This is a genomic window from Cellvibrio sp. ATLC23 (genome assembly GCF_057196725.1).
This window is the reverse complement of the sequence record NZ_JBXUOS010000011.1, coordinates 1-11,778: the sequence shown is the minus strand read 5'-3', so window position 1 is coordinate 11,778 and position 11,778 is coordinate 1. Positions and strand designations below refer to the sequence as shown.

At 46.1% G+C, this 11,778-nt stretch carries 12 protein-coding genes; all 12 read left to right on the top strand.

Features of this window, described 5'->3' with window-relative positions; genetic code table 11:
• Positions 1–59 precede the first annotated feature (59 nt).
• The 12 genes from AC2CG4_RS15985 (at position 60) to AC2CG4_RS15930 (ending at position 11,622) form a co-directional block, all read left to right on the top strand.
• Positions 60–803 (top strand): RNA polymerase sigma factor FliA, encoded by a 744-nt coding sequence (locus AC2CG4_RS15985; RefSeq protein ID WP_484487221.1) that lies wholly within the window; start codon positions 60–62, stop codon positions 801–803.
• A gap of 200 nt (positions 804–1,003) precedes the next feature.
• Entirely contained in the window at positions 1,004–1,387 is a 384-nt protein-coding gene (cheY, locus tag AC2CG4_RS15980; protein WP_039914554.1) for a chemotaxis response regulator CheY, read from the top strand.
• 35 nt (positions 1,388–1,422) lie between these two features.
• Entirely contained in the window at positions 1,423–2,226 is an 804-nt protein-coding gene (locus tag AC2CG4_RS15975) for a protein phosphatase CheZ (RefSeq protein WP_484487220.1), read from the top strand.
• Between the two features lie 45 nt (positions 2,227–2,271).
• Complete coding sequence (locus AC2CG4_RS15970) at positions 2,272–4,593, top strand: chemotaxis protein CheA (protein WP_484487219.1); 2,322 nt, start codon at positions 2,272–2,274, stop codon at positions 4,591–4,593.
• A gap of 86 nt (positions 4,594–4,679) precedes the next feature.
• Positions 4,680–5,804, top strand: coding sequence for a protein-glutamate methylesterase/protein-glutamine glutaminase (locus AC2CG4_RS15965; RefSeq protein ID WP_484487218.1), 1,125 nt, complete (start codon positions 4,680–4,682; stop codon positions 5,802–5,804).
• Entirely contained in the window at positions 5,804–6,550 is a 747-nt protein-coding gene (locus AC2CG4_RS15960) for a flagellar motor protein (RefSeq protein ID WP_484487217.1), read from the top strand. Before AC2CG4_RS15965 ends, AC2CG4_RS15960 begins: the two co-directional genes overlap by 1 nt.
• 49 nt (positions 6,551–6,599) lie before the next feature.
• Positions 6,600–7,469 carry a flagellar motor protein MotD gene (gene motD, locus AC2CG4_RS15955; protein ID WP_484487216.1) on the top strand — a complete coding sequence of 290 codons (870 nt, stop codon included), beginning with the start codon at positions 6,600–6,602 and terminating at the stop codon, positions 7,467–7,469.
• Between the two features lie 42 nt (positions 7,470–7,511).
• Complete coding sequence (locus AC2CG4_RS15950) at positions 7,512–8,426, top strand: hypothetical protein (protein ID WP_484487215.1); 915 nt, start codon at positions 7,512–7,514, stop codon at positions 8,424–8,426.
• 309 nt (positions 8,427–8,735) lie between these two features.
• Entirely contained in the window at positions 8,736–9,572 is an 837-nt protein-coding gene (locus tag AC2CG4_RS15945) for a ParA family protein (protein ID WP_484487357.1), read from the top strand.
• Positions 9,569–10,597 carry a chemotaxis protein CheW gene (locus AC2CG4_RS15940; protein ID WP_484487214.1) on the top strand — a complete coding sequence of 343 codons (1,029 nt, stop codon included), beginning with the start codon at positions 9,569–9,571 and terminating at the stop codon, positions 10,595–10,597. Before AC2CG4_RS15945 ends, AC2CG4_RS15940 begins: the two co-directional genes overlap by 4 nt.
• Positions 10,598–10,689: 92 nt before the next feature.
• The gene (locus AC2CG4_RS15935; RefSeq protein ID WP_484487213.1) at positions 10,690–11,175 is read left to right on the top strand and encodes a chemotaxis protein CheW; all 486 of its coding nucleotides are present in this window, start codon (positions 10,690–10,692) and stop codon (positions 11,173–11,175) included.
• Between the two features lie 60 nt (positions 11,176–11,235).
• The gene (locus AC2CG4_RS15930) at positions 11,236–11,622 is read left to right on the top strand and encodes a DUF2802 domain-containing protein (RefSeq protein ID WP_484487212.1); all 387 of its coding nucleotides are present in this window, start codon (positions 11,236–11,238) and stop codon (positions 11,620–11,622) included.
• Positions 11,623–11,778: the final 156 nt, after the last annotated feature.

Here is an 11,778-nt window from a genome sequence, read left to right as displayed (position 1 = left end):
AAGTTGTGCCGCAAGGCTGTTGGTAAAACGTCGGGTTGTTGCTGATAAGAAGGTGCTCAATGGCCGCAGTCAATGGTTTAGCCATGTACGATAAAAAAACCTTACTTGATGTTCAGATTAACGTGGAAGACTACGCGCCTTTGGTTAAGCGTATCGCCTATCACATGATGATGCGGATGCCGGCCAGTGTACAGGTAGACGATCTGATTCAGGCCGGCATGATCGGCCTTATCGAAGCCTCTCAAAAATACGATGGCTCGCGCGGAGCGAGTTTTGAAACCTATGCCGGTATTCGTATTCGTGGTGCAATCGTTGATGAAATGCGCCGTGGTGACTGGGTGCCTCGGTCGGTTCATCGCAATGCGCGCCGTATTTCCCAAGCCGTAGCAGCCGTTGAAGCGCGCACCGGGCGCGATGCAAGTGACAGTGATGTTGCGGCTGAATTAGGGGTTGAACTCAACGAATATTTTGAAATGCTGCAAGATTCCAATGGCAGCCGCTTGTTTAGTTATGAAGAAACCTTTGGCGAAGAAGATAGCAATATAGACGCATCTGAGCACAGCAGTGCGTTTGCCAGCCCGCTCGATGGAATTCAGCGCGAAGGTCTAAAACAGGCATTGATGAAAGCCATAATGTTATTGCCGGAACGCGAGCGTATGGTCTTGGCACTTTATTACGATCAGGAGTTGAACCTGAAAGAAATTGGAATGGTTCTGGGAGTGAGTGAATCCCGAGTGAGTCAGATCCATAGTCAAGCGGCAGCGCGCTTGCGCCATAAACTAGTTGGTTGGCAATCAGATTAAGGGAGTGACCAATTATCAGTCGACTTGGCTAAAAAGTGTTGGGTGAATGCTGTGAAATCACTAAAAACTCTGTATTTTCAGCAATTTGGACTATGATTCGAATTAAAAGTTGAAGATTTGGGCGCCGGAACTGGCCGAACCTTCAACTCCTACTAGACTATGATTAAATGAAAATCCCGTCAGGGTGAGTGGAGGTTGCGTTGGATAAGAATATGAAAATCTTAATTGTTGATGACTTTTCAACAATGCGACGGATTATTAAAAACTTGCTGCGGGACTTGGGTTTTTCCAATACCCATGAAGCGGATGATGGTGTTACTGCGTTGCCAATGCTTAAGAGTGGCGACTTTCAGTTTCTGGTCACTGACTGGAACATGCCAGGTATGACCGGTATCGATCTGCTGAAAGCGGTTCGTGCCGACGAAAAACTACGTACCTTGCCCGTGTTAATGGTGACCGCGGAAGCCAAGCGCGATCAGATTATTGAGGCGGCGCAAGCCGGAGTAAATGGTTATGTTGTTAAACCATTTACTGCGCAAGCCCTCAAGGAAAAAATCGAGAAAATTTTTGATCGTGTAGGTTAACTAAAAGTCGATCAAATAATAAATAAGGCGTAGTTATGGCATCTGAACTTCAAACATCCTTCAATGACGAATTTGTGGTCGAATTGAAAGAATGCGCTAAGTTGCTCACTGAAAAATTGCAAGCCAATCAATTTGAAGATGCATCGGTGTTGATTCATAGCATCACCCAAGCGCGTGATCGGCATATTTTTCAATCGGTAGGGCGCTTAACACGCGGATTGCACAATGCGATTGTCAACTTCAACGTGGATGCTGATCTAAGCAAAGAGCCGCCAAAGATTGCCAATTCGGATATTCACGATGCCTCTAATCGCCTGAATTATGTTATCGAGCTCACGCAAAAGGCGGCCGAGAAAACCATGGATATGGTCGATGAGGCTGCGCCTATTGCGATGGATCTTGGGCAGGAAGCTAATTGTCTACGCACCGAGTGGGCGCGGCTTAAACGGCGCGAAATGGGGCCAGATGAATTCCGCCAACTCTATGAGCGTATGGATAGTTTTTTAGGTCAGATGGTAACTGGTACTGAACAGTTAAGTAAAAATTTACAAGATATTGTGCTTGAGCAAGGCTTCCAGGATTTAACCGGGCAAGTATTAAAACGCGTAATCGGCTTGATAAATGATGTCGAAAAAGATTTAGTCAGTTTGGTAAGAATTGCTGGCCAAGTTGAAGAAATTACTGGTCTTTCTAATGACAGTGAAACCGCAGAACACGATATGCAAATTATGCACAAGCGTAAAACCGAAGCTGAAGGCCCACAAATCAATAAAGAGCGTGCAGATGTTGTTACCGGGCAAGATGATGTCGATGATCTACTGTCGAGCCTTGGTTTTTAAATTATTTTAAGTTTGCAGATCTGCGGGTCACGCGAGGAACGTTGAATGAGTTTTGGTGATGACGAGGATATTCTCCAGGATTTTCTGGTAGAGGCGGGAGAGATTCTCGAGCGCCTTGGCCAGCAATTGGTTGACTTGGAGCAGCGCCCTGAAGATAAAGACCTGCTCAATGCAATCTTTCGCGGTTTTCATACCGTAAAAGGTGGCGCAGGCTTTTTAGCGCTGACTCCTATGGTTGAATGCTGTCATTTAACTGAAAACTTGTTTGATATTTTGCGTAACGGAAAACGCGCCGTAACCTCTGAATTGATGGACGTTGTATTAGAAGCGTTGGATATGGTGAACCAACAATTTGAATTGGTTTCCCAACGCGAAGAATTGCCACCTGTTGATGATGCATTAATTGCTTCACTGGAGCGTTTGGTTTCATGTGCCGATTTAAATGAGGCAGCTGAAGGTATTGCGGACGAAGAAATTATCCTCGCGAGTGCTCCTGTTACTGAAACACCTAACGGTGATATTACCGACGCAGAATTTGAACAATTGCTCGATGCGATAGCAGGGCAATCGGCGGCGACTGCTTCCGTATCTGCTACGCCCACTTCTTCTCCCGCCCCGGTTAGTGCGTCCGGTAATGATGAAATTACTGAGGACGAGTTCGACGCTTTGCTGGATCAATTGCACGGCAAAGGCGGTGCGCCTGGTTTGGCAATTTCTGCCCCGGCAGTTGCCCCAATTGTTGCCGGTTCGTCGAATGATGAAATATCAGAAGATGAGTTTGAAGCGCTACTTGATCAATTGCACGGAAAAGGAAAGGGACCCAGCCTTGGTTCAGTTACCCAAGCGTCCTCTCCGGCTGTAACTACACCAATATCTGCTCCTATTGTTACATCCTCAGGAAGCGATTTAATCAGTGACGATGAGTTTGACGCTCTGCTCGATCAGCTCCATGGCAAGGGAAAGGGGCCGGGAGTCAGTGCGCCTGCGTCAGTAACTCCTGCTACCCAAGCGCCCGCCGCAAAAGCAGCAGCAGCGGTTAAAGCTGCGCCTATTGAAGCCAAGCCTGCATCAGCGCCAGTGATACCTAAAAAAGTCGAGCCAGTTAAAAAAGTTGAGCCAGCTAAAGCTGTCGCTGCACCTGCTGCATCATCTTTACCTGTCAGTGAGAAAGAAGCGCCGCAAGTTGAGACAACGGTGCGAGTCGATACCCAGCGCCTCGACGACATCATGAATATGGTGGGCGAACTGGTTTTGGTGCGCAACCGCTTGGTGCGTTTAGGTAATAGCTCTACCAATGAAGCATTGGTAAAAGCGGTTGCTAATCTCGATGTGGTCACTGCTGATTTACAAACGTCGGTAATGAAAACCCGCATGCAGCCCATCAAAAAAGTTTTTGGTCGCTTTCCTCGTGTAGTACGCGATTTGGCGCGTAGCTTGAAAAAAGAAATTAATTTGGAGTTGGTCGGCGAAGAAACTGATTTGGATAAAAACTTGGTGGAGGCGCTTGCCGATCCGCTGGTGCATTTGGTGCGTAACTCAGTGGATCACGGCATTGAATTTCCTGATGTGCGCGAAGCTGCCGGAAAGGCCAGAATGGGGCAGGTGGTGCTTTCGGCGGAGCAGGAAGGTGATCATATTTTGTTGTCTATCAGTGATGATGGCGCCGGTATGGATCCTGTTAGGTTGCGCAATATTGCTGTTGAAAAAGGTTTGTTTGATGAAGACGCGGCGAATCGTTTGTCGGATACCGAGGCCTATAATTTAATTTTTGCGCCGGGTTTTTCTACCAAAAAAGAAATTTCTGATGTGTCTGGTCGCGGCGTGGGTATGGATGTGGTGAAAACCAAAATTACCCAGTTAAACGGCACAGTTGAAATTAAATCGGAATTAGGTAAGGGCACGCGTTTTATTATCAAGGTGCCGCTGACCTTGGCGATTATGCCGACATTAATGTTTATGTTGGGGCAGCAAACATTTGCGTTTCCACTTGTGAGCGTAAATGAAATTTTTCATATGGATCTTAATAAGAGCCATATAGTGGATGGTCAGGACTGCATCGCCATTCGCGATCAAGCTATCCCACTGTTTTACATGAAGGATTGGCTGGTTAAAAATGCTTATGGTGACCGTCCGGATAACGCGCATGTAGTAATTGTAACCGTAGGGACTCGGCGAGTTGGTTTTGTTGTTGATCAACTTATTGGTCAAGAAGAAGTCGTGATCAAACCACTTGGAAAAATGTTACAAGGCACTCCGGGCATGGCGGGAGCAACAATAACCGGTGATGGCACCATCGCTTTAATTTTGGATATTCCCAGTTTGTTACGTCGTTATGCTAAAGGCTCGACCAGTTGGGGGCACAGTTAGTGGCCGTTGAGCTGAAACTAATTTTTTCGTCGGGTTATTCAAGCCATTTTATTTTCCAAAGCAGTTATTTCTGCGGAGTGAGTTAGATGCCTGTCCGGGTGTTGGTAGTAGATGATTCAAATTTCTTTCAGCATCGCCTGAAGGATATTATTAATGAGCACCCGGATTTAAAAGTTATTGGTTTTGCCAGTAATGGTCGCGAAGCAGTAGAAAAGGCAGAGCAGCTTAAGCCTGACATCATCACCATGGATTTTGAAATGCCAGTGATGGATGGTGTTACTGCGATCAAGCTGATTATGGCGAGCCGTAAAGTACCTATCTTGATGTTTTCCTCGCTCACCTATGAGGGAGCTAAAGTAACTTTGGATGCCTTGGCTGCAGGTGCGTTGGATTTTATCCCCAAAGATTTTGCTGAAGTATCCCGTAGCTCGGCATCGCTCAAGAAAAAGCTGCACGAGCGTTTAATTACTCTGGCCGGTGTTGCCGGACGAGTTTCACCGGCGACAGAGCCATCATCGATCACTTCTTCTCCGAACTTGCGTTCGCCCGCTCCCGTCGCACCACTACCTGCGCGTTCACCTGTAGGTGTTGTGCAAGAGGATTCTGCAAAAAAGCCAGGCTCGGATAATTCTCGATTAAAAAAACCACCCAAATTGTTGGTGATTGGTGCATCAACTGGAGGGCCAGTGGCATTAGCGGAAGTGCTCATTACCCTGCCAGCTAATTTTCCTTTGCCAATTGTATTAGTGCAGCATATGCCTGAAAACTTCACCAAAGCTTTTGCTGAGCGGTTAAATAAACAATGTAATATTCGTGTGCGTGAGGCGGTTGATGGAGATCAATTGCAGCCAGGATTGGCACTGCTTGCTCCGGGCGGCAAACAACTAATGCTCGATAAACGCAATGGCGGTTCGGTGCGTGTCTTGCCGGATGATGAGCGAGTTACTTACAAACCTTCATTGGACATTACCTTTGGCTCGGCTGCGAATATCTATGCCGATAAAGTGCTGGGTATAGTGCTGACCGGCATGGGTTCGGATGGCTGCAATGGTGCTCGTTTGCTAAAAGAGGCTGGTTCAGCGCTCTGGTCACAGGATGAGGCGAGTTGCGTGATATATGGAATGCCCATGGCGGTAGCACGTGCCGGTCTGACAGATAAAGTGCTCAGTTTAAAGGATATTGGTCCGCACTTGGTGCGAGAGGTTATGTAATGGATTTACTGAGCATCTTTGGAGTTATTATTGCTTTTGCTGCCATTTTAGGTGGGAATTTTTTGGAAGGCGGTGGTTTGGCTACGTTGGCTAATGGCCCTGCTGCGTTTATTGTTTTTGGAGGCACATTGGGTGCTGCTATGTTGCAGACATCTAAACATAGTTTACGGCGCGCATTAAAAATAGTGGGCTGGGTATTTAAACCGCCTTACGTACCGTTTAAGCAAGGCGTTGCCAATATTGTTCGCTGGGCGGCAGCGGCGCGTAAAGATGGTTTGTTAGGGCTGGAAACAATTTCGGAGCGTGAGAAAGATAAGTTTGCTAAAAAAGGGCTGCAATTGCTGGTAGATGGCAACGAGCCTGAGGTGATTCGTCGCATTTTGGAAACTGATTTAATTGTCGATGAGCAGCGCGACTTTGATGCAATTAAATTTTATGAGTGCATGGGAGGCTACGCGCCTACTATCGGTATTATTGGTGCGGTAATGGGGTTGATCCATGTAATGAACAATTTGGCCGATCCAGCCACTCTTGGGCCTGGGATTGCCGTTGCATTTGTTGCGACTATTTATGGTGTCGCCTTGGCCAATTTGGTGTTCATTCCTATCTCCAATAAATTGCGTATGTGTGTCAATGAAAACTCTCAGTATCGTGAGTTGATAATCGAAGGCATTATCGCTATTGCTGATGGCGAAAATCCTCGTTCAATTGAGATGAAATTAAACGGATACTTGCATCCACATTAAATTAATCCTTTTCCATCTAACTTTTATCACAATCACTAGTAGTGTCTTTATGGTTCGTCGTAGGCGACAAGAGGTTCATGTTAATCAAGAGCGTTGGCTGATTTCTTATGCCGACTTTATTACTCTATTGTTTGCATTTTTTGTGGTGATGTACTCCATTTCGCAAGTTAATGACAGTAAATATCGCGTTCTGTCCGACACCTTTATTGAGGCATTTAATCAACCAACTAACGCCCGGAATAACGCAGAGCCACAAGATAATGTGTCGCCATCGACAGCGATTATTACTCCGATTGATATGGGGCAAACCGCGATAGATCCGGTGAGTGATGACCAGTCTTCTATCGCGTCAACAGAGATTGAAAATCAAGGCCCTGATAGTTCACTTAATAGCAGTGACGAACTAACCCAAATATCTGATTTGGTTGCCGGAAAATTTGAGCAGTTGATTGACGATCAATTGATTCAAATTTCTAGTAACGAGCTTTGGCTGCAAATTGAGCTGAAAGACAGTATTTTGTTTTCATCGGGTAGTGCAGATACCAGTAGTCAGGCACAAAAGATTTTCGATGAGATTGCGGAGATTCTAAAAAATTATTCCAACCCTGTGCAAGTTGAAGGGTTTACCGACAATATTCCCATTAACAGTGTTAAGTATCCTACGAATTGGGAGCTTTCCACGGCGCGTGCCAGCGCAATTGTGAAATATCTCTCTTCTAAAGGCGTCGCGCCAGAGCGTTTATCTGCAGTGGGTTATGGTGAATATCAACCTGTGGCTGCGAATGATACGGAGCAGGGTCGGGCGCAGAACCGTCGCGTTACCATCATGGTAGCGAAGCGCAAAATGGAGCGTCCTAAAATCAATGTGTCACAGCCTGTAGTTTCACCTCCAGTATCCAGTGCATCCCAGTCAAATTAACCTGCAAACCGCCAGTCAACATAAATTGAGCTTGGTAGCATTATGGTTATTACACAGAAAATAAATGGTGCGATGGGGTCTTTTACGCCAAAAATAGTGCCTGAATTCGTTGGTGCGTTTGTTTGTTGTCTGTGCCTCTTTGTTGTAGCGCCTAAACATTCTTATGCCGATCAAATAAAGCCGTTAATGACGGTGGTGATTTCATGTGAAAAGCACCTTACTCCAGATCACGACGACTATTACTTTAGTAAGTTATTGGAATTGGTTCTGGCTAAAACTGCAGAAACACATGGCCCGTATCAAATTAACTTTGTACCGGTAATGCCAATCACCAATCGACTGCTGCGCGAAATAGAGCTTGGGCGGATTGACATAACCTGGATGCCGCACAATGCCAATGCGCCAAAACAATTATTGCCCATTAAATTTCGGCTGTTAAAAAATTTGAGTGACCATCGTGTTTTTTTGATTCGTACTGGTGATCAGGCACGTTTTTCTCAAGTTAAAACCATTGAAGACTTGCGTCGTTTACGCGGAGGAATCGGCTCGCATTGGCCGGATAGAGTTGTCATGGAGGAAAACAGCTTACCTTTGGTGCTGAGCATGAGCTATTTTAATTTGTTCAAAATGCTAGCCTCCAAACGGTTTGATTACTATTCGCGTGGCGCACATCAGGTTTTACCTGAAATTAGTCGTTATGCTGCCAACGGCATAGCGCTGGAGCGCGAGCTATTGCTTCGGTATGACAACCCGGTATATTTTTACGTAAATAAATCAAATAGCCAGCTTGCTGAGCGTCTTGTTGTTGGGCTTAGAATCGCTCAGGAGGATGGTAGTTTTGACGCTTTGTTTGCGAAGTTCGAAAACTTCACTTGGGCTGAAGCAATGATAAAGCGGGCAGATCGCAGGGTTATACCGCTTACGAACTTTAGTTTCAGTGGATTAACGGCACAATAGTGTCTGTTTGAGCCATTCTCCTACTAGTCTATGATTGCTGCGTGCGATTAATCCTGTCCTGTGTAACCCGCTGGTCATTTTCAGCTTTACACTTCTACTAAATAATCTTGAATAAATGCCGATAGCTTGACGTTCCTTAGCGCTAGGCAATAATTAATATCCCCTGATTGAAAAATAATCACCTTGATTGGCTGTCAATCGGCACTCGGTAAATAGATAATCCTGTTTTTAGTTGAGTGGGCATGGAGCTTGCTTTGCATGAATTAGTGACAGAAATGTCTGATGTTTGACGCCAGTGAGGGTTTAAACGTGCGTGTTTTGGCAATAGCAAATCAAAAAGGTGGGGTTGGTAAAACCACAACCAGCGTGTCTCTTGGTGGGTTAATTGCCTCGTCCGGGAAGCGGGTTTTATTGCTTGATATTGATCCTCATGGTTCTCTGTCCACCTATTTTCGTCAGGATCCTGACACCCAACAACTGAGTAGTTACACCCTATTTCAAGAGCGCAAAGAACTTTCGCGGGATTCAATACAACGACTAATTATTGCGACCGATTATCCCAATTTGCATATTCTTCCATCGGCAACAGCCTTGGCTACCTTGGAGCGTCAAGCCATAGGGCAGGATGGAATGGGGTTGGTGTTAAGTCGGGTGTTAGCGCATATTGCTGATGATTACGATTATGTGCTGATAGATACTCCGCCCTTGTTAGGGGTTTTGATGATTAATGCACTGGCTGCCTGTCAGTATTTGGTGATTCCCGTACAAACTGAATTTCTTGCGCTCAAAGGCTTGGAGCGTATGGTTAATACGCTCAGGATGATGTCGCGTTCACGCAAAAAAGCGCTGGCCTATACGATTGTCCCCGTTATGTTTGATCGTCGCACCCAAGCATCCGTGACTAGCTTGCGTACTATTCGCAATACCTATCCCGAACAGGCTTGGCCTGGACATATCCCCATTGATACCCGCTTTCGCGATGCGAGCAAGGCCGGTGTGCCGCCACATATCTTTGACCCCACCAGTCGCGGTGCTGACGCTTATCTGTCGTTATGGCATTGGCTGGAAAAAGCGATTCGTGGCGATGAATTAAAACCAGATAACCCGCCCGTTGTGGTTGCTAATAAAACAGGTATGGGCTCGTGACTAAGCAAAAAGACTCAGGGGACAACATCAAGCCGCCTGATGATAGTTTGAGTAATTACTTTGATGATCTGCTGGGTGGAGAAGACTTGCTCGAGCAGGCGTTCAATGCAATTGATGAGCGACCAATGCCTGTTGCTGCTGGTGCTGGCAGTGCACGTGTGGTTGTTTTACCGACCAAAAAAAACCTTGAGGAAAAACCTAAAAAGCCAGTTTTACGTGCAGAGCAAACAAGCAAATTAGCTCCCAAAACGATGGCCTCTTTTGCTGAACCTGAGCCTATTCAATCGCTTGAGCAGAAGCGCAAGCTCGAAAAGCTACTGCAGTCAGCAAGAACGCAGTTATTGGTTGATGCACCAGTGGCGACACAGGTATCAACTGAAACCAAAACGCTATTCGTAAACAATCCCGCAGAAATTCAAGAATGGGATGTTGAAACATTGGTTAGTGAGCCATTACCGGTCGATGTGAACCTCGAGGTGCCGACTGTTGCAGAACAACTTCAGCATGAGGATGTACCGCAAACGGCGCACTTCCAGATTGAAGGTCTTGAATGGCTGGAAAATGGTCGCCCGCAGTGGGCGCAGTCTCGTTTTGATGTGCTGCTTTTTAAGGTGTCAGGTTTAACACTTGCGGTACCTTTGATATCACTGGGGCAAATCCAACCGCTAACTGATGAGTTGACTCCCTTGTTTGGTCAGGCCGACTGGTTTATGGGGTTTCAGCCAACGGCAGCCGGTAAAATCCGCACGGTGAATACCGCTAAATTTGTCATGCCAGAACGCTATGACCCCAGGTTTTTGGAAACCGCTAAGTATGTAATGTCGATTAATGGCGTTCCTTGGGGGCTAGCAGTCGACTCTGTCAATCAGCCCATTACGCTTATGCCGGAAGATGTAAAGTGGCGTAGTGATCGCAGTAAACGCCCTTGGCTTGCGGGTACGGTTAAAGATCACATGTGTGCGCTTTTGGATATTCCCCGTATTGGCCAAATATTGATTGAGGCAGACAAAAATTTTGCACCTTAAACAAAAGTGGCATAGGAAAAGTCCTCGGCTATAGTTATAACGACATTTATGTGATTTACCGCCCTGTGGTGCGGTTTTAGAGGAATTAGATAATGGCAACTGATGCAGCAAAAAATAAAAGTAGTGATGATCCCGTATTGCAGTGGGTAACCTTTCGTCTGGATGGAGAAACCTACGGTATCAACGTGATGCAGGTGCAGGAAGTGCTGCGCTACTCTGAAATAGCGCCGGTGCCTGGCGCGCCATCCTATGTATTGGGGATCATTAATCTGCGGGGTAACGTGGTGACGGTGATTGATACCCGCCATCGTTTCAATCTATCCAGTGGCGAGATTACCGATAATACCCGCATCGTGATTATTGAAACTGATCGTCATGTAATTGGTATTTTGGTGGATAGTGTGGCAGAGGTAGTTTATCTTCGCCAATCAGAAATGGAGATTGCACCTAACGTAGGCAATGAAGAGAGTGCCAAGTTTATTCAAGGTGTATGCCATAAAAACAATGAGTTGTTAATTTTGATTGATCTCAATAAGTTGTTAACGAATGAAGAGTGGTCAGAGTTGGAGGATGTATAGCTATTAGAGCAACCATACAAACTGATCGCAAATGACGGAATCAGGCGCAGAGAAATATTCATGACAGTGTTGGAGATGGGACTGGCTGTATCCGCAGCGATCAGTGTGATTGCATTGGTGATCGCGGTGCTGAGTCTTAAGCATGTGCGTCGTCAGGCGGATGCCAACGAAAAGCTGATTCAGAAATTAATGCGTGAGGTTGCTGCGTCTAGCAGTGGCTCAGTGGGTATGGGACAACGATTGTTGGCCATGGAAAAACGTTTGCAGGCTAATTTGACCAAACAGCCTGAAAAAATTGATTACTACAATGACGACGAATTTCAGCCTTATTCACAAGCGGCGCAAATGTTTAAAATGGGAATGGATTGTGATGAGGTTGCACGTCGCTGTGGCTTGTCCCGCGCCGAGGCATCACTCTTGGAGATGATGCAAAAATCCAGTCACTGAGTAGTGGATTTACCAGCACCAGGTAAAAAAGGAGATCACAAGATCTCAGACCGCTGACAAACCCCTAGCCAAACGCTGGGGGTTTTTATTTAATGGCAGCACATTATTTTGCGATGACTGCCATGCTCAAAGCACCCGCTCCGCGCCAACACACAC